Genomic DNA, 19,025 nt, shown 5'->3' on the forward strand with positions numbered 1-19,025 from the left:
TTCTCCCATTATTTCTATGTAAAAAGACAAGTGTTAGAACATGACGTAAAAAAAGAACCCGCCAATGGCAGGTTCCGGTATTACTATAAGTATCACTTTTCGAACTTAGATTAATGTCTAGCTCCAGCGCCTAGCCCCTCGAGTCGCTTCGAGCCACCCAATGAAGTCAAAGAACGACTTCACCGGCCGGCCCTCCGCGGCATACGATGTGCTAGACCCGCCAGCCACAGGACGTGGCGTTATTAGGCGGGCAGCGCTTGTCGGGGCTGACCAAGGCGCTTACGCTTTTCCTTAGTGAGGCAGGAAAGCGAGCTGGTAAAAGAACAGCACTGCAAAAACGTAAAGCAGCGGGTGAACATCACGCCATTGCCCTTTCACTACTTTCAGTAAAGGGTAGGAAATGAATCCAAGCGCGATGCCTGTTGCGATGCTTGAAGTAAGCGGCATGCTCAAGATGATCAGGAAAGCAGGGAATGCTTCGTCAAGCTCGTCCCAGCTGATTTGGGAGATGCTTCCCATCATCAAGCTTCCGACAATGATTAGAGCCGGAGCGGTAATTGCTGACAATCCGGAGACTGCACTGACAAGCGGTCCGAAGAAAGCAGCGAGGATGAATAGGCCAGCCACTGTTAGGGATGTGAGGCCGGTACGTCCTCCTGCTGCAACACCTGATGATGATTCAATATATGCCGTCGTCGGACTTGTTCCGAACATAGCACCGGCGGCAGTTGCGATCGAGTCAGACAGCAATGCTTCTCTTGCGCGCGGCATTGAATTTCCCTTCATCAAGCCTGCCTGGTGGGCTACACCGATCATTGTTCCGGTAGTATCAAAGATTGTCACCAGGATAAAAGAAAAGACAACTGCGTATAAGCTGTTTTGTACGACATCCATCAATGCTGTCCATGGGTTCAGGACAATCATGCCTTCTGGAAGTGATGGCATAGACATGAAACCTTCTTTGAAGTCCAATTGGCCTGTGAAGAAGGCAATCAGCGCAGTGACGACCATTCCCATGAACAATGCGCCATTCACTTTAAGCACCATTAGGACAAGCGTAACCGCAAGACCAATCAAAGCCAGCACTGCAGATGGGGAATGCAGATCCCCAAGACCTACCAAGTTCGATGGGTGGTCGGTGATGATGCCTGTAAGTCGCAATCCAATGAAAGCAATAAAAAGTCCAATACCTGCGGTGATTCCGTGCTTTAAGTTGGCTGGAATCGCTTCAATCAATTTTTCCCGAAATGATGTCAGCGAAAGGATGACAAAGATTAAACCTGCGATAAATACAGCGGCAAATGCTGTTTCATAAGTAATATTCTGATGGTTGCCGACAACGGAATAGGCAAAGTAAGCGTTCAGCCCCATACCAGGAGCGATAGCGATTGGATAATTAGCAAATAAGGCCATCCACAGCGTACCGATCACAGCAGCAATGATTGTCGCTGTAAAAACTTGCTCAAAGGGAACGCCGGCATCAGCCAGGATGATAGGGTTGACGACAACGATATAAACCATTGTGAAAAAGGTCGTTATACCGGCCATCATTTCTGTTTTTACATTCGTGTTGTTCTCTTTTAATTTAAACATGAGTTCCTCCAAAAATACGAACGATTTTAAACACAATAAATATAATATTCGTTTTTAGGGACTTTTACAAGGGGGAATTAAAATAAAATCAAATAATTTAGGTCAGTGTGTAATATGATTCCCTTTGCCAATAAGATTTATTAATAATGGGTTCCCGTTCAATGGGAAAGAGACCTTTATGCAATGGAACTGTCCTCGATAAGGGTCCCGTTCAGTGTGAAAGAGACCCTTTTGCAATGGAATTGTTTTCGATAAGGGTCCCGTAAAAATTAGTTGGAGGGAGAAAAAAACTGCAGACAAGGAACCATTTCCAGGTTTGTCTGCAGTCTTAATATCATGTTTTTTTGAAGTAATCTTTAGTCAACAATAGGCCTCCAATATACAGCATGAGTGCAAAATACGCTGGAAGCAGATGAATGAAATCAATGTAACCGATATAGAGATGTGTGAGCAGCCCGGCTGCAAATGCTGGAATTCCTCCGAACAGGAAGGTTCTCCACACCCAGTCGGAACCTTCCTGGAACCCCCACAGGGAGAGTGTCAGTACTAGCAAACCAACACTGAAGAGTGCGCTGCCGAAGCCGGCACGATCATGTGCAATGACGGGAATCAGTTTCTCATTCAATTCCCTCATTTGATCTGGTGTCATGCAAATATACGTCAAGTCGGTATCGACAAAGACAGATGTCGCTCCAATTATAGATATCACAATTCCGCCAATTACGAACGAGAAGCCTAGGATGACAAAGAGAAGCTGGCCATATAGGGCTTTCTTCCAGGCTAAATGGTTTGTTCGGTTTATTGATGAAGGTGAATGATTTGCTGAGCGTGTTTTTCTGTAGCCCATGATGTAAAAAGGAAGCAAAATGAGCCAGAATAAACCGTGAAGCCAGTCAAAATAACCGAATCCAAGAAAAAGCAGGATTCCCAGGAATCCAGTAATCGCTCCGATATTGAAAGCTCTTTTTGCCCAGTGGATTCCATAACGGATGCCATGACGTGCAAGCTGCATATAGATGAAGCCCCCGGAAATCATCGTACCGGCAAGTGTCATCCTATCATGTGACATGAATTTAAAAAGATTTGGGTTGTAGGCCATCAACTCAAGTCGGCTCATTTGCATGAATGCTTCATCATAAAACAGGATGACCTTTGTGAAACTGAAAAATAAGACCACAGATCCTCCAAGCAGGATGAATAATCCAAACAGCCAATACCAGATCCAGCCAGGAAGCACTTTGCGATCTTCTCCCAGTTCATCCATAAGGGCTTCATTGATTCTTTTAGGCAAACCCGGACCTGATGCGACATAGCCCCCGGATAAAAAGACTAGCTCTGCACCTGCATCAAACAAGGCGAGAGCATCGGCGGGTTCTGCAACGCCTCCAGAGGTAACGACCGGTAAATCAATTGCATTTTTTATGATCTTCAGAGCATGCACCATTCCATCTGTTTGCTTAAGCGGCAAGACCTGTTTGCCGTCTGTTAAAATACGTTCTTCTTCCATCATAATTCCATCAGCAATATGACTGGCTGATTTAAGCTTCAGAAGGTTGTCAGCAACGGTAGAATGCCTAATAGCTAAAAGGACAGGCTTGTTTTGAAGAACCATTTTTATATGTGTGAGATCATCGTTGCTTACAATCGAATCAATTTCAATAATGAAGACATCGCCTGCATCTTTTAAATGTTCCGCAGTGGTTATCGGTTCTTCCAGCCGGAGCAGGATCGGCACTGTCCGTGTTTTTGTTAGTTTGTTTTTAGTGGCGGTAAGTCCAATCGTCTCAGCACTTTCAGGCAGAATCAGGGCATCATTTGTTTCAGAAAGAGAGGCTGCTGTTTCGGGCCTTCTCGGATATTTGGTGATGGGACCAACTTCAATTGCACCAAAGCCAAGACTAGGGAAGGCTTCTATCCCGGATAATTGCGGGTCAATCTTCCCGCTTAACCCAACCGGGCTAGCGAAATGAAGACCAAACAGATTGCGGTGCAATTTTTCCGAGGGAGACATATGTCCAAGAAATTCGATGAAAGATCTGCCGCCTGGAACCTTAGCCATGGTGGACATTCCGCGGTGGATGAATTCCCGTCCGGCATTTCCGGGCAAAATGGACAGCCATGGTTTGAATAATGGGTGATATGACCAATCAGGCATAATGACCTCCTGAATTTTTACGTTACTTTTATTCTATCGCAATTTACCAAATCTGTGGCAATCAGGCATATATAATTCTCCAAAGCGAATAAAAAGAAATGCTTCTAGCTAAAATAGTGGAGAATATTTGATTGCGGAGGTAGGAATATGGATTTGAATCGTATAAGACAAATACTGTCATCGTCAGCAGAAATAGATGTGATTTATAATGGTGCATCTGTGTGGATTGACCATCTGAATGAGGACGGACGCACTGCCACTGTCCATCTGCGTGGGCCATTGGAAGAAAGGACAACTGTGGAGATTTCTGAGCTGCAGGAAAGATCTTAAGCAACGACTTCAGACTAGAACGAAGTACTTCCTTATATGGACGTGCTGACCGCCGGAATGCAAAATAGTGTACGGCGGTTTTTTCCTATGGCACAATATTTACAATACCTATAGTGGTTTACTTGCTATTAAAATGAGGTACTTTTAAAAAATCGAAAGGAGAGATGAAACATGTTCCATCATACAATTGAAGTGGACAAGTCATTGAATGAAGCAGTATCCGCACTTGAAGCAAGCTTGAAAGAGGAGAAATTCGGTGTACTTTGGTCTCTGAATATGAAGGAAACATTGGCTGGTAAAGGTGTGGAACTTGACGGTGATTATATCATCCTTGAAGTGTGCAATCCGCATGAAGCAAAGAGGGTACTGGAAAAGAACCCTATCGTGAGCTATTTTCTTCCTTGTAAAGTTGTCGTGTACAAAGAGAATGACAAAACCAAGGTCGGCCTGCCTAAGCCAACTGAACTGATCAAATTTGTTGAAAATGATGAACTGCAGACGATCGCGGCTGACATCGAAAAAAGGCTGATCGGTGCAATTGACAATATTAAATAAATTTCATGAAGTCCGGGATCTATCCCGGGCTTTTTTTGCGTTCCAAATTAAAGATAAGCCCATTTTAAAAATTGTGTTGTCCGGCTGTTTAGGACAATTTTTTGCCGGGAACTTAAAGATTAATCTAAACGAAAAATTTCGGCCGGTGAGCCGTTTATATAGATTTGGCGGCTGTCAGATTGGCAGCCGTTTTGATTTGTAATCGAGTTTATAGAAGAATAAAATGGATAAAAAGGAGGGGAATTTACGTTGAGGATTTTTGATACGATTGAATTACATAACGGAGTGGAAATGCCGGCTTTTGGCCTCGGTGTTTATAAAGTCGAGGAAGGTGAACAACTCGAACAAACGATTCATACTGCGCTTGACCTTGGTTACCGGCTCATAGATACTGCTTCTTTTTACCAGAATGAAGAGGGGGTTGGTCAGGGCATCCGGACCAGCGGGATCCCGAGGGAAGAGTTGTTTATCACAACGAAGGTCTGGAACTCGGAGCAGGGATATGAAAATACCTTGAAAGCCTTCGATGACAGCATGAAGAGGTTGGGGCTGGATTATCTGGATCTATACCTTGTCCATTGGCCAGTAAAAGGGAAATATTTAGAAACGTGGCGTGCTCTTGAAGAGTTGTATCGCGAAGGCAGAGTGAAGGCAATAGGTGTCAGCAATTTTAAAATACATCATTTGAAAGACCTTCTGAGCCATGCTACAGAAAAACCGGTTATCAACCAGGTAGAGCTTCATCCGTTATTGTCTCAGGTTGAACTGCGGGAATTCTGTCAGCAAAATGACATCAAAGTAGAAGCATGGTCGCCACTATCGAGAGGGAGATTCCTTGAGGACCCTGTGCTCGGGAAGATTGCTGCACAGCACGGCAAGACCCCTGCACAGGTCATATTAAGATGGCACCTGGAAAATCAAATTATCCCAATTCCTAAATCAGTCACACCATCAAGGTTAAAAGAAAACGCAGAAATATTTGATTTTCAGCTGAATCAAAAAGAGCTGGAAGAGATTAATGGACTTAACAAGGACCATCGTTTTGGTGCCGATCCTGATTATATTGATTTTTAAAGCAGAGCTCTGCTAACGCTGGGCAGATGATCAATTAACTACAAAAAGCGAAAAAGACACTGCTCCGCTTCGCTTTCTTTGTTTGGAAGAATTAGGGTATGGTCGAAATAATACGAAAAGTAGTCGAAATAATTCAAAATGTGGTCGATAAAATCAAAAATCCGCCAATATAATGCAAAAAGTGGTCGATAAATTTCGTTTTCCGCCAATAAATGAGAATCGGCCATCTCATTTAGATTGTTCTCCCTTGATTTTAGCGAATAGATCACAGATGTAGCAGATTCATCTGTAAAACCGGATGCCGGCAGCACTTTTTCGAGTGCTGCCGGCATCATTTACTCTCCACCACGAACTTCCCGTGCTCTGGCACTGTAATCTACTCAAACTCCGTACCAGTAAATCACGGCTCTTCTTTAGCTCCTCGCCTTCTATTGGGTACAGCAGCAGCCGATTATGGAAGCTTGTAAAATGAATTTATTCACTATGACGGACTGAATTACAATCAGTCCGTTTTTTATTTTGCGAAATGGATATATTAAAAGAAAGAGAACACTGCGTGATACAGTTAAAGGCTAAATTATCATCCGGAGGTTTTAAAATAATCTGTGGGTGGTAATGTAGGTGTACAAGCAGAAAACAACAAGATTCAACATCTTAGAATACTGCTTGTTAGACTGCAGAACACCTTGGTTTAACACCATGGAAATTGAGGTAATATAAGGTTAGAGCAAGCTGTTTAGCTCCCGGGAAGCAATGAAAAATCAGCATAGCTAATTTTACATCACTGCAGTTTGAACTCTTTAAAAGGGTGTAAAACCCCTTAGCACTATTACTACTTGTAAAATACATCTAATTTTTAAGGAGGAATTACATTATGATGAGTTTTCTTTGGGCATTAATTATTGGTGGTATTATTGGGTGGTTAGCAGGATTGATCTTGGGTAGAGATATTCCTGGCGGTGTCATCGGTAACATCATCGCAGGTTTTGTAGGTGCTTGGATTGGACAGGCAATCTTAGGAGACTGGGGACCTGTAGTTGCTGACTTTGCGATTGTCCCGGCATTGATCGGTGCGATTGCATTAGTATTCATCGTCAGCCTTGTAATGAAGAGCATGCGTAAAGCTGACTAATAGAAAAAATCCTTCCGCTTCGGAAGGATTTTTTTTTGTATGTTTAGGAAATTAAAAAATTATTTAGGTGTGGATAACTGCATGTAGTTTTCTTAATCCAGCTCCAGCGCCTAGCCCCTCGAGTCGCTTCGATCCGCTCATTGAAGTCAAAGAACGACTTCATTGGGCGGCTCTCCAGCGCTTGTCGGGGCTGAACAAGGCGCTTGCGCTTTTTGTTCTGGATTTACATGCTTAACCTTAAGCATAGGGATGAAAAAATTTTAAATCTCATATGGATTGATGTTAATAAATATTGGTTTTTGGTCGATAAAAGATGCGTGGCATATTATTTTTTCCTGTGTAAACGGGTGGGTGAATTCCATTTTTACCGCATGCAGCGCTTGCCTGTGAAATGTATCGCTTCCTCCGTAGAGGCTGTCTCCAGCCAGCGGGTGCCCAATCGCGCTGAAATGCAACCGGATTTGATGGGTCCTGCCAGTATCTAGTGTACATTGGACAAGGGTCAGGTCTTTCTGTTTCATTTGATCTAATACTTTAAAGTGAGTGACGGCCTGCTGGCCTGTTTCCGAAACTCTTCTTCTTGTTGGATGATGACGGTCACGGCCTATTGGTTTATTGATGGTTCCTTTTTTCTGTCTGATGATTCCGTCAGCCAACGCCAGATATGTTCTTTTAATGGTACGTTCCTCAAGCATTTTATCGAGAATCGCTGTGATAAGCGGGTGTTTGGCAAACAGCACTGCACCCGTTGTCTCCCGGTCGAGCCTGTGTATATGACGGGGCCGGGTAATTTCTCCATTTGACTGCATATGGTAAGCAGCGGCATTCGCCAGAGTGCCACCCTGGCCGCTCTCGTTTGGATGAGTGTCCATTCCGGCAGCCTTATTGAATACAATCAGGTGGTCATCCTCATAGATGATATCAACATTCAAGTATTCAGGGATGACGGTAACCTCTTCTTCGGTAAAAAGCTTCATGCTTAAGCGGTCGTTCTTTTTGAGTGGAAGTGTCCAATCTGGAATATTTCCGTTAATCAGGACGTTCTTTTCCATCCTTAAAAGATGGACTAATTTTTTCGGTGCTTTCCAAAAATCCTTGAAAAGTGTTTCAAGAGTGTGCCTTTCCCATTCAGCGGGAATGACCAGTTCAAACCATTCGCCTTTTTTGTTTGTGTGGATCATATTTGTCTCCTGACTTGGTATTTTAGATTTGATTTTTCTCTATGAAAAAGCATTAAGTAAACTCTTACATTCAATAGGAATCTGTCAACTTTTACCGCATGCATGGTCATAATTACCACCCAGAAAATTGGAATGGATATGTTATTCTAGGTATATATATTACGAATAGATTACAAAGTGTAAAAAAGGTGGGTCGATCATTGAAAATTGTTTTTGCGTCTACTCCCGGACAAGAAGAGAAAGTAGTTGAATTGGCAAGGTATTTTTATACTGATATTTTCCCATTGTACTTTTCAGATGAAGACATTCATGAATTTGAAAGGCTTGATGTATTACATACAAGACCCGAGCAGTTCGAGAGATTCAGTACACTTGGAGACGCTTTCCAGGTAATCACAAGCATGCAGACATTGATCTCTATTTTGGAGTCTGGCCATATTCCTGAAAAATATCAGTCGATGTTCCGTAAAAATGTCCAGACATTGACAGACTATGGAATCTGTTTCCCATTTAATTACAGTCAGTTTTCTGACTCCAACCATGTCCATCTAGATTATATCAGTACTTATACGAAAGCCGCCAATAGACTGTTGCTTTAAGAGTGAGAAACATTTAAAGAAAATCTAAATAAAAACGCCTGCGAATCGCAGGCGTTTTTACGTTATTTCAAGGTATTCTCATTGAACCAATTTTCGAAAGTCGGTTCTTCCTGGTAGCCGACGATTCTGTTTACCTCTTTTCCATCCTTGTACTGGACAATGGTTGGAGTCGATTCGATGCCATAATCATTCCAGCCTTGTTCAAATTCTAAAAGGTTATATTGCACAAGATCGACACCCATATCCTTTGCTAGAGGTGAGACAATAGGAGTAGTGCGAACGCAGTGAGGGCAGGTTGGACTGTGGAAATACACGGTAACATCCTCACCGTTTTCAATTTTTTTGTTCAGCTCCTCAGGCAGGATGATATTTTGATAGTTCGGATCATCCAGTTGTTTGACTGTTTCAGGGTGAAGTGTATCTTTCCCGTATGGATTTCCCTCAGCTTTTTCCTCATTTTGCGCTTTATTTAGAAAAAATAATGCTGCGAATAATGCAATGATAATGAATAGAAAAACAATGACCTTTTTCAATTTACACTTCCTCCTTAGATTTCTTCCAGATCATCAGGCTTAATGAAAAAATGATGATGAATGCAGTTAAAGCCAAGAATGGGATTGAGATAAACCCAAGCCAATTGATATATTGGCCGGTACAAGGCACTCTCCCGCAAGTATCAGCATTGTCAGCCATGAATGGCACCTTTTGCAATGAATAATGATACAGTGATATTAAGCCACCGACAGCTGCCATAATCATCGTATAAAAGGAAATCTTATAATCTTTTTTGACAACAGCAATCCCCAGTATCAGAGCAAAAGGATACATCAGGATTCGCTGATACCAGCACAGCAGGCAAGGCTCATACTGCCGTATTTCCGAAAAATACAAACTGCCGAACATGGCAATGATCGATGTAGCCCAAGCCGCAAATAAATACGACTCCCTCGAATCTTTTTTCGTCTCTTTCAAGCTAATCTCCCCTAAGCTATGTAATCTCTATTTAAACATTCTCTATAAAAGAAACAACTATCTCTCATTACATCTTAAGGAATGTAATAAAATAATTCAATTAACATTATGTGAAATAATTTTTCCCAATATAAAGGGAGAAGCTAAATAAAGAGTTATAACCGATGAATTTAGGGTATAGGAATATGATGATGATTTTTAGGATTGTTTGTTTTTTTACATAAATAGTAAGTAAAATGCTATTAAAGCGTTTTTTTTGACAGAAAGGGTGCAGGATTATATGAGTGAATTGGATTTGTCCAAATTTGAAAAAAGGATGATTATTCGCAATACAAAGCAAGAGGATATTGATGAGATTATCAAAATGCAGAACAGCTGCTTTCCAGGGATGGATCCTTGGAAGCGGGACCAGCTTGAGAGCCATCTGGGAATTTTCCCTGAAGGCCAATTTGTCGCAGAGTACGATGGGAAAGTGGTCGGTTCTTGTTCTAGCCTGATTATAAACTTTGATGAATACGATGACCGCCACAGCTGGGATGATGTCACAGATGAAGGCTATATCACGAACCATAACCCGGATGGCTACAATTTATATGGAATTGAAGTCATGACCCATCCGGAATTCCGGAGGATGAAGGTTGGCTACCGGTTGTACGAAGCGAGGAAGGATCTTGCGAGGCAGATGAACCTGAAAAGTATCATCATTGGCGGCAGGATTCCGAATTATCATCTGCATGCGGAAGAAATGTCACCTCGTGAATATGTACGGCAGGTGGCATCACATAAAATCTATGACCCGGTGCTTTCATTCCAGCTGAGGAATGACTTCACACTGATGAGGATCAACCCTAATTACTTGCCTGATGACCTCCAGTCCAATAAGTACGCGACCTTAATGGAATGGAACAATGTTGACTACCAGCCCAAATCGAAGAGATTCTATAAAACCAGCAACCCAGTCCGGATTTGCGTTGTCCAGTATATGATGAGAAAAATCGAGTCATTTGAAGATTTGGCCCATCAGGTTGAATACTTTACGGATGTTGCTGCGGATGCTGGCTCAGATTTTGCGGTATTCCCCGAAATTTTCACGACACAGCTTATGTCCTTCATGGATGAGAAATCACCTTCTCTCGCTGTGCGCAAAGTGACTGAATACACAGAGCAATACATTGAACTTTTCACCGATCTGGCCGTCCGTTATAATGTCAACATCATTGGCGGCTCGCATCTGGTTAAAGAAGATAATGATGAGATTTATAATATTTCTTACCTTTTCCGTCGGGACGGCACAATCGACAAACAATACAAACTTCATATCACACCAAATGAGCGCAGATGGTGGGGCATCAGCCGCGGCGACGAATTGAAGGTATTCGATACAGACTGCGGCAAAATCGCGATTCAAATCTGTTATGATATCGAATTTCCAGAGCTTGCGAGGATTGCCACTGATATGGGAGCAAAAATCATTTTCACCCCGTTTTGCACTGAGGATCGCCAGGGATACTTGAGGGTCCGTTACTGTGCACAGGCAAGAGCAGTCGAGAACCAGGTTTACACCGTCATTTCTGGTACAGTCGGCAACCTGCCGCAAACAGAAAATATGGATATCCAATATGCCCAGTCCGGGATTTTCGCGCCATCTGATTTTGAATTCGCAAGGGATGGGATAGTCGGTGAAACGAACCCGAATATCGAAATGGTCATGATCGGCGATGTCGACCTCGAAATCCTGCGGCGCCAGCGCCAGGACGGCACAGTCCGCCAGCTGAAAGACCGCAGGCACGATATTTATCGGATTCACCATAAGAAGTAGAAGCAGGATAAGGTGCAGCACCTGGGGAAAATGAGAACTGGATTCCCCAGGTGTTTTTTTAGTGAGAAGGGATTTGGCTGATGTCGACCTCGATCATCCATTAGACTTCAAAATCACCCTGGAAATCCCATGAACCGAGAAAAGAGTTCACCATTCAAGTGTATTGGCGCCCTAAAATCCCGGAAGCCGGAAAAAGAGGTCACCAATAAGGCGTATTGGTGCCCTAAAATCTTGGGAACCGGAAAAAGAGGTCACCAATAAGGCGTATTGGTGCCCTAAAATCTTGGGAACCGGAAAAAGAGGTCACCAATAAGACGTATTGGCGCCCTAAAATCTCAGAAACAAGAAAAAGAGGTCACCAATAAGGGGTATTGGCGCCCTAAAATCCTGGAAACCGGAAAAAGAGGTCACCAATAAGGGGTATTGGCGCCATAAAATCTTGGAAACTGGAAAAAGAGGTCACCAATAGGAGTGATTTGCGCTCAACAATCGTCGGCTTTATTAGATATAGGAAATATAGAGCTTGCAGGAAGACATTTATACAAAAACTTAAAATCGAAAACAAATTGACAAGTTAGCATAAAAGTTATCAATCTCACTCTATCTTGTTTTATAATTAGGTAAGTTTCAAATCATATTTATGGGAGGTCATTTGATGGATTGGAAAAAGAAAGCTGAGAAATGGCTTGAGTTTGCTGGGTTGGATCCTGAGCTAAAAACTGAGCTTGACTCATTTAAAGAAAACGACAAGCATTTAGAGGAAGTTTTTTATAAAAACCTGGAATTCGGCACTGGTGGTATGCGCGGAGAAATTGGTGCTGGCACCAACCGGATGAACTTATACACTGTCCGCAAGGCATCAGCCGGCCTGGCTGCATACATAGAAGAACAAGGGAATGAAGCGAAGCAGCGTGGTGTGGCCATCGCTTATGATTCACGGCATAAATCACCTGAATTCGCAATGGAGTCTGCAAAAACATTAGCGACACGGGGGATTCAGACATATGTTTTTGAAGAACTGCGGCCAACTCCGGAGCTGTCATTCGCGGTACGTCATTTGCACGCTTATGCGGGAATCGTGATAACCGCCAGTCATAATCCGCCTGAATATAATGGCTATAAAGTATATGGACCGGATGGCGGCCAGCTTCCTCCAGCTAGTGCTGATGAAGTGATTGCCAAGGTAAATGAAATCGAAAATGAACTGTCAATCGAGGTAATGGACGAGCAAGAATTGAAAGATAAAGGCTTGATCAAGATGATTGGTTCTGAAGTGGATCGCGCTTATCTTGAGAAACTGATGACGATTTCCGAAAATCCGACGCTCTCAGATGAAACCGATGTAAAAGTGGTGTTCACACCGCTGCATGGTACTGCCAATAAGCCGGTTCGCGATATCCTGACAAACCTGAAATACCAGAATGTCACAGTAGTAAAGGAACAGGAGCTTCCTGATCCTGAGTTTTCTACCGTGAAAAGCCCGAATCCAGAAGAGAATGCCGCATTTGAGCTGGCAATCCGTGAAGGGAAGAAAATTGATGCGGATGTGCTGATCGCAACAGATCCGGACGCTGACCGTCTTGGTATCGCTGTGAAAGATCCAGACGGGGAGTATGTTGTTCTGACAGGAAACCAGACGGGTGCACTGCTGCTGCATTATATCCTGACGCAAAAGAAACAGAAAGAAACATTACCAGCGAATGGAGCCGTGTTCAAAACAATCGTCACATCCGAACTTGGCCGCAAAATCGCTTCATCTTTCGGAATCGAGACAATCGATGTCCTGACAGGCTTCAAGTTCATTGCTGAAAAAATTAAACAATACGAAGACTCAGGTGAGTATAAATTCCTGTTTGGCTACGAAGAAAGCTATGGATACTTAATCGGCGATTTTGCCAGGGATAAAGATGCAGTCCAGGCAGCAATGCTGGCTGTCGAGGTTTGTGCATATTACAAAAAGAAGGGCATGTCCTTGTACGAAGCGCTTCTAAGTGTATTTGAAGAGTTTGGTTATTACCAGGAAGGACTTCGTTCCCTGACGCTAAAAGGAAAAGAGGGTGCGGAATTAATCCAGAAGACACTTGGAGTTTTCCGCCAGGAACCGCTTAAGCAACTTGGTGAATTGAAAGTTACAGCAGTGGAAGATTATTTAACAAGTGTAAGAGTGAATGAAAACAACGAAGAAGAAAAAATTCAGCTTCCTTCTTCAAACGTCATCAAATACTATCTTGAGGATGGGACATGGGTTTGCCTTCGCCCATCTGGTACTGAGCCAAAGATTAAGTTTTATTTTGGTGTGAACGACAATAGCCTGGCTGAAAGCGAGCAGAAACTCCAAAAAATCGAACAGGATTTCATGGAGGTAGTTGAAAAGAAAATGGAAGCAGCAAAGAACCTGTAAAACAACTAAGAGAACTGCTACAGCTGAAAGGAAGTAATTACATTGTTGAGAGAACAAGTTGCAATCGTCACAGGTGCATCAAGAGGAATCGGCAAAGAAATCGCCGTGAAATTAGCTGAACAGGGAATGAAACTTGTGGTTGCAGGAAGCTCTGAAGAAATCAACAACACTGCGGAGGAATTGAAGCAGAAAGGTTTTTCTGATGTCATTGCGCTCCAGACTGATGTCAGCGATGAGCAGCAGGTGAAAAACCTCGTGGAAAAAACGGTTGAAGCATTCGGTCAGGTTGATGTACTTGTCAATAATGCCGGAATCGGTTTTTTTAAACTGGCCGAGGAAGTAACGGTTGAAGAATGGAAAAAGCTATTTGAAGTAAATGTCCAGGGTGTATTCCTTGGTGCGAAAGCCGTACTGCCTCATATGAAGGAGCGTAAATCAGGTACGATTATTACGGTATCCTCTGATGTTGGCAGATACACGATACCAAACGGAAGTGCGTATACAGCTTCGAAGTACGCTGTCCAAGGCTTCAGCGGTGCACTTGCACAGGAAGTCAGGGAATACGGTATCCGTGTTGGTACCATTAATCCAGGGATGGTTGATACTTATTTCGCAGACTCAGAACAAGGTCTGCCGGAGAAACATGACTGGCTTAAGGTGGAAGACATCGCAAACGCTGTTGTCTATATGGCATCCGCTCCAAAACATATGCTGATTGATGAGATCGTCATCCATCCGCTAGTCCAGAATTACCCAATTGCTTAATGCAGAGTCCGAAGAGGAATTCCCTCTTCGGATTTTTTTGAATAAAAAACAGGTAACTACGACTTTTGGATGAGAAGAAATTCAGACTTTTTTCAAAAGCGGAATTTTCCGATTAGAGATATAATATAGGAAAATGGGGGGATTGGATGGCTGGGGCTAAAGCGAAGTCAGATGTCGGCATTTTAAAGGAAATCGCTGAACTATTGAACGAGGGCACAGAGCTTAATACTGTTCTGGGAGAGGTTTTGAAAAGGCTGCTGAATATAACAGGACTTGAGACAGGCTGGATCTTTCTGATTGACGCGCAAGGCGATTATCAGCTGGCTGCAATGGTTGAGTTGCCTCCTGCATTATCCATGGACAATTTTGCTCCAATGTGCGAGGGAGGCTGCTGGTGTGTCGACCGCTATAATGATGGAAGATTAAACAAAGCGACGAATATCTTCGAATGTAAAAGACTTGAGGATGCAATAAATAATAAAAGCGGTGAAACAAATGGTTTAACACACCATGCGACAGTTCCGTTAAGAGCGGGAAATGAAAAGTTCGGTGTCATGAATGTAGGCTCACCAAATAAAACCCACTTCAACAAAGATGAACTCGCTTTGCTTGAAGCAGTCGCATTCCAGATCGGAACGGCGATAAAAAGGATAAGGCTTGCCCAGCAGGAGCAGGAGCTCGCGTTGGCAGCTGAGCGAAACCGCCTGGCCAGGGATTTGCATGATTCAGTGAACCAGCTCCTTTTTTCACTGAGTTTGACGGCAAGGGCCGGCACAGAAATGGCGGATACTCCGGAACTGAAAGATACCTTTTCATATATACAGGATCTAGCTCAGGAAGCTCAAGGAGAGATGAGAGCACTGATCTGGCAATTGCGCCCCCGTGGTCTGGAGAATGGGATCATCTGTGCGCTTGCGGGTTATGCGGAGATGCTAAATTTGCCTCTTGAAACCAATGTGATTGGTGTTTCAAGCCTTCCAGGGAAAGTGGAGGAAGCGCTTTGGAGAATCGGGCAGGAAGCGCTGGGCAATTGCAAAAAACATTCCCAGGCCGAACTTGTCCACTTAACACTGGATACATCCTCAAGTGGACTAGCAGAAATGACGATTCAGGATAATGGAACGGGCTTTAATTTTAATCCTGAAAAGGAACTTCCATCACTAGGTTTGAAAAGCATGCAAATGAGAGCTTACTCGCTTGGGGGCAATCTCCAAATAATCAGTAAACCTGGTGAAGGAACAATGATTAATGTAAAGATTCCGATATGATCAAAGGGGGGAATGGGGGATGACAATTAAAATCCTGATTGCGGATGACCACCATGTCGTAAGAAGAGGGTTGGTTTTTTTCCTTAGGACACAGGAACAGATAGAGATTGTCGGGGAAGCAGGAAATGGAAAGGAAGCTGTTGAACTTGCGAGGGTATTGAATCCGGATATTATATTGATGGATTTAATCATGCCGGTTATGAACGGGATTGAGGCAACGAAGATTATCAAGGCAGAGAATCCAAATATTAATATCATGATGCTGACCAGCTTTGCAGACCAGGAACATGTGATTCCAGCCATTGAGGCAGGAGCCTCTGGCTATCAGCTGAAAGATATCCAGCCAGATGAACTGGTAAAAGCAATAATCAGGATCATGGATGGTGAGAATCAGCTGCATCCAAAAGCAACATCCCTTGTTTTAAAGCATCTATCCGGCAATAGCCGCCATGAAAAGAAACTGATTGATGAGCTTACAAGGCGTGAGCTGGAGGTGCTGAAAGAAATCGCCAGCGGCAAAAGCAATAAAGAGATTGCAGCTTCATTGTTTATAACGGAAAAAACAGTCAAAACGCATGTTTCCAATGTGCTGGCAAAATTGGAATTGGCAGATCGGACTCAGGCAGCACTATATGCTGTACGTAATCGCCTCGTTGACCAGGAACCGCCCTCTGCTTGAGAAAGAGAATCCATTAATTAACAATGTAAATCAGCATAAAAATCAACAAACACGGCACCTTAATATAGGTGGCCGTGTTATTTTTTGGTGGAATTCTCTTGTTAAATCGAGCCGGTTACAGCGGTTTCCAGGTAGTCATCGCCGGCGGCTTCATTTGCGTGGTCGATATATCTGAGCAGCGAATACAGGCGTTTTTCAATGACAGCATAATCTTTTTCAAAGTTGTAAGCGTGGAGAAAATGTTCAATCTTCTTGGCCAGGAACTGGTCTTCTGTCCTGACCATAAGGATGAGCAAGTTATCCCATTGGGATCGGTGCGTGTAATATAAAGCACGATCGTAATCCGATTTAGTCATATCCAATCCTCCTTATGAGGAGTTGATAATATTATATGGAATTGCCGCCGGAACTTTCTCAGAAAATGTTGGACGACCTTGTTTACAGGGTTTTTCAAGTTTTACCTGTATAATTGGGCATTCAAATGAACTTGGAATGACTTCATACCGAAGTTGATATTAAAGCTGAGCAGTATAAAGGAGTGTATGATGAATAAGTATTTTTTCGCCATAACGTTTTTTTTGATTTTGTTAATGGGAATCCAAAGAGTGGATATTAATGCTCAAATTCCTGATTACGAAAAGTACGGGAAGATAGCTACTACTGTAATCAATGAAGAATTTCCCGATAAGACTGTACGGAATTATAAGTATATGGGCAGGAAGCAGATAGACGATCGCCAGGTACTTGACTCATTCCAATACAAGGTCAGAGTCAAAAGAAAACCGGTTATTATCACTGTGCAAGTCGCCCATGATGTGAAAAGTGACAGATTGTTGAGCCTTTCAGTTACCGAACAACCCCAGCAGTAAAGTTTCTAACCTGTTCATCTTTCTCCTTTTTTTCTCATACATTGTTGTAAGAGGTGAAAGGGGGAGAGATGGTGTCGGAAGATCAAAAGTCACTGGAATATGCCATTTCTGAAATTACCGAAATCGCTAAAGGTTTTGGGCTGGACTTTTATCCGATGAGGTATGAAATATGTCCAGCAGAAATCATCTATACATTTGGTGCCTATGGAATGCCAACGAGATTTTCCCATTGGAGCTTTGGGAAGCAATTTCATAAAATGAAGCTTCACTACGATTTAGGTCTTTCAAAAATTTATGAACTGGTTATCAATTCAAATCCTTGTTATGCCTTCTTGCTGGATTCAAATTCGCTGATCCAGAACAAGTTAATTGTTGCCCATGTCCTTGCTCACTGTGATTTCTTCAAGAACAATGTCCGTTTTCAGAATACAAAGCGGGATATGGTTGAAAGCATGGCAGCAACAGCAGAGAGAATCCGTAAATATGAAATCGAGCATGGTAAACAAGCGGTGGAATCTTTCCTTGATGCGGTGCTGGCCATCGAAGAGCATATCGATCCATCGCTGATGAGGCCGAAGCTCGCATGGTCGGCCGAAGATGATTTTGATGATGAACCAACGACAATAGCGACTCCGTATGATGATCTTTGGGATTTGGAGTCCAAAAAAACAGAATCAACAGAGAAGACAAAGAAGATGAAATTCCCGCCCCGACCGGAGAAGGATCTGCTATTGTTCATAGAAAGTTACAGCCGTGAGCTGGAAGATTGGCAGCGGGATATCCTGACCATGATGCGGGAGGAAATGCTTTATTTCTGGCCGCAGCTTGAGACAAAAATCATGAATGAAGGCTGGGCTTCATACTGGCACCAGCGAATTCTCAGGGAAATGGACCTGACGAGCGGTGAATCAATTGAGTTTGCAAAATTGAATGCCGGGGTCGTTCAGCCATCAAAAACGGGGATCAATCCATATTATTTAGGAATCAAAATTTTTGAAGATATCGAAGAACGTTACAATAACCCGACGGAGGAAATGAAGCGTCGTGGAGTAAAGCCGGGATCAGGCCGTGAAAAGATGTTTGAGGTTCGTGAAATTGAATCAGATATTTCATTTTTACGCAATTACTTGACTAAGGATCTGGTTATGCGTGAAGATATGTATCTTTTCCAAAAGCAGGGAAGAGAATACAAAGTTGTTGATAAAGCGTGGGAACAAGTCCGCGACCAGCTTGTCAGCATGAGAGTCAATGGCGGATTTCCATATTTGACCGTGACGGATGGCGATTACTTGAAGAATGGGGAGTTGTATATAACTCACGGATTCGAAGGCATCGAGCTGGACATTAAATACCTGGAAAAAGTACTGCCGTATATCCATCAGCTATGGGGCCGGAAATGCCATATCGAGACGATGGTAGAGAACAGGACAATGCTCTACACATATGATGGGAAGGGAATCCATCGCAAGTATTTATAAAGTTTGAAAAAAAGCCATAAGGAAACACAAAAACCGCTGATTTTTCAGCGGTTTAATTTTTTTTGGTGTAGAAACCATAATAATAAGGTATTTAATTTATAGACAAGCTTTTTATTGAACCATTTTCATAAATGAGTCATAATTATATATATGAA

The 19,025-nt window shown here is 42.9% G+C and carries 19 protein-coding genes; 12 read left to right on the top strand and 7 right to left on the bottom strand.

Annotation, left to right across the window (positions count from 1 at the left end):
- Window positions 1-291: 291 nt before the first annotated feature.
- Window positions 292-1,593 carry an NCS2 family permease gene (locus J7E32_RS02665; RefSeq protein ID WP_214903168.1) on the bottom strand — a complete coding sequence of 434 codons (1,302 nt, stop codon included), beginning with the start codon at window positions 1,591-1,593 and terminating at the stop codon, window positions 292-294.
- Window positions 1,594-1,927: 334 nt separating this feature from the next.
- A complete protein-coding gene (locus J7E32_RS02670) occupies window positions 1,928-3,748 on the bottom strand; it encodes a dihydroorotate dehydrogenase (protein WP_214903170.1) in 1,821 nt (606 codons plus the stop codon).
- A 147-nt stretch (window positions 3,749-3,895) separates the two neighbouring features.
- Here J7E32_RS02670 and J7E32_RS02675 point away from each other — a divergent pair, with 147 nt between their 5' ends.
- The 3 genes from J7E32_RS02675 (at window position 3,896) to J7E32_RS02685 (ending at window position 5,707) form a co-directional block, all read left to right on the top strand.
- Complete coding sequence (locus J7E32_RS02675) at window positions 3,896-4,078, top strand: H-type small acid-soluble spore protein (protein WP_214903172.1); 183 nt, start codon at window positions 3,896-3,898, stop codon at window positions 4,076-4,078.
- Window positions 4,079-4,249: 171 nt separating this feature from the next.
- On the top strand, window positions 4,250-4,633 hold the full coding sequence (locus tag J7E32_RS02680) for a DUF302 domain-containing protein (RefSeq protein WP_214903175.1): 384 nt from the start codon (window positions 4,250-4,252) through the stop codon (window positions 4,631-4,633).
- A 291-nt stretch (window positions 4,634-4,924) separates the two neighbouring features.
- Entirely contained in the window at window positions 4,925-5,707 is a 783-nt protein-coding gene (locus tag J7E32_RS02685; protein ID WP_214903244.1) for an aldo/keto reductase, read from the top strand.
- Window positions 5,708-5,745: 38 nt separating this feature from the next.
- On the opposite strand, the gene J7E32_RS02690 is transcribed toward J7E32_RS02685, so the two are convergent.
- Window positions 5,746-6,042 (bottom strand): hypothetical protein, encoded by a 297-nt coding sequence (locus J7E32_RS02690; RefSeq protein WP_214903178.1) that lies wholly within the window; start codon window positions 6,040-6,042, stop codon window positions 5,746-5,748.
- 542 nt (window positions 6,043-6,584) lie between these two features.
- On the opposite strand from J7E32_RS02690, the gene J7E32_RS02695 reads away from it, so the two are divergent.
- Window positions 6,585-6,839: a GlsB/YeaQ/YmgE family stress response membrane protein gene (locus tag J7E32_RS02695; protein ID WP_031307992.1), complete on the top strand. Its 255-nt coding sequence runs from the start codon at window positions 6,585-6,587 to the stop codon at window positions 6,837-6,839.
- Window positions 6,840-7,099: 260 nt separating this feature from the next.
- Here J7E32_RS02695 and J7E32_RS02700 read toward each other — a convergent pair whose 3' ends face one another.
- Entirely contained in the window at window positions 7,100-8,020 is a 921-nt protein-coding gene (locus J7E32_RS02700; protein ID WP_214903181.1) for an RluA family pseudouridine synthase, read from the bottom strand.
- A 200-nt stretch (window positions 8,021-8,220) separates the two neighbouring features.
- On the opposite strand from J7E32_RS02700, the gene J7E32_RS02705 reads away from it, so the two are divergent.
- Window positions 8,221-8,619, top strand: a complete 399-nt coding sequence (locus J7E32_RS02705) for a YhcU family protein (protein WP_214903184.1) — start codon at window positions 8,221-8,223, stop codon at window positions 8,617-8,619.
- 62 nt (window positions 8,620-8,681) lie between these two features.
- Here the strand turns inward: J7E32_RS02705 and J7E32_RS02710 are convergent, their stop codons facing one another.
- Both J7E32_RS02710 and J7E32_RS02715 read right to left on the bottom strand, forming a co-directional pair.
- Complete coding sequence (locus tag J7E32_RS02710) at window positions 8,682-9,152, bottom strand: DUF6568 family protein (RefSeq protein WP_214903187.1); 471 nt, start codon at window positions 9,150-9,152, stop codon at window positions 8,682-8,684.
- 1 nt (window position 9,153) lies between these two features.
- Complete coding sequence (locus J7E32_RS02715) at window positions 9,154-9,591, bottom strand: disulfide oxidoreductase (RefSeq protein ID WP_214903190.1); 438 nt, start codon at window positions 9,589-9,591, stop codon at window positions 9,154-9,156.
- A gap of 280 nt (window positions 9,592-9,871) precedes the next feature.
- Between J7E32_RS02715 and J7E32_RS02720 the strand changes: the two genes are divergently transcribed.
- The 5 genes from J7E32_RS02720 to J7E32_RS02740 all read left to right on the top strand — a co-directional run bounded on the left by J7E32_RS02720 (window position 9,872) and on the right by J7E32_RS02740 (window position 16,523).
- Window positions 9,872-11,410 (top strand): bifunctional GNAT family N-acetyltransferase/carbon-nitrogen hydrolase family protein, encoded by a 1,539-nt coding sequence (locus tag J7E32_RS02720; RefSeq protein ID WP_214903193.1) that lies wholly within the window; start codon window positions 9,872-9,874, stop codon window positions 11,408-11,410.
- 655 nt (window positions 11,411-12,065) lie between these two features.
- Window positions 12,066-13,811 carry a phospho-sugar mutase gene (locus tag J7E32_RS02725; protein ID WP_214903196.1) on the top strand — a complete coding sequence of 582 codons (1,746 nt, stop codon included), beginning with the start codon at window positions 12,066-12,068 and terminating at the stop codon, window positions 13,809-13,811.
- Between the two features lie 42 nt (window positions 13,812-13,853).
- Entirely contained in the window at window positions 13,854-14,576 is a 723-nt protein-coding gene (locus tag J7E32_RS02730; RefSeq protein WP_214903199.1) for an SDR family oxidoreductase, read from the top strand.
- Between the two features lie 146 nt (window positions 14,577-14,722).
- On the top strand, window positions 14,723-15,844 hold the full coding sequence (locus tag J7E32_RS02735; RefSeq protein ID WP_214903203.1) for a GAF domain-containing sensor histidine kinase: 1,122 nt from the start codon (window positions 14,723-14,725) through the stop codon (window positions 15,842-15,844).
- Between the two features lie 19 nt (window positions 15,845-15,863).
- Entirely contained in the window at window positions 15,864-16,523 is a 660-nt protein-coding gene (locus J7E32_RS02740; RefSeq protein ID WP_214903206.1) for a response regulator, read from the top strand.
- 101 nt (window positions 16,524-16,624) lie between these two features.
- On the opposite strand, the gene J7E32_RS02745 is transcribed toward J7E32_RS02740, so the two are convergent.
- Window positions 16,625-16,879: a YhdB family protein gene (locus tag J7E32_RS02745; RefSeq protein WP_214903209.1), complete on the bottom strand. Its 255-nt coding sequence runs from the start codon at window positions 16,877-16,879 to the stop codon at window positions 16,625-16,627.
- A gap of 222 nt (window positions 16,880-17,101) precedes the next feature.
- On the opposite strand from J7E32_RS02745, the gene J7E32_RS02750 reads away from it, so the two are divergent.
- The gene (locus tag J7E32_RS02750) at window positions 17,102-17,392 is read left to right on the top strand and encodes a DUF3889 domain-containing protein (protein ID WP_214903212.1); all 291 of its coding nucleotides are present in this window, start codon (window positions 17,102-17,104) and stop codon (window positions 17,390-17,392) included.
- Window positions 17,393-17,460: 68 nt separating this feature from the next.
- Window positions 17,461-18,870 carry a SpoVR family protein gene (locus J7E32_RS02755; RefSeq protein WP_214903214.1) on the top strand — a complete coding sequence of 470 codons (1,410 nt, stop codon included), beginning with the start codon at window positions 17,461-17,463 and terminating at the stop codon, window positions 18,868-18,870.
- The last annotated feature ends 155 nt before the right edge of the window (window positions 18,871-19,025 follow it).

This window comes from Bacillus sp. ISL-55, from assembly GCF_018613155.1.
Taxonomy (GTDB): domain Bacteria; phylum Bacillota; class Bacilli; order Bacillales; family Cytobacillaceae; genus Mesobacillus.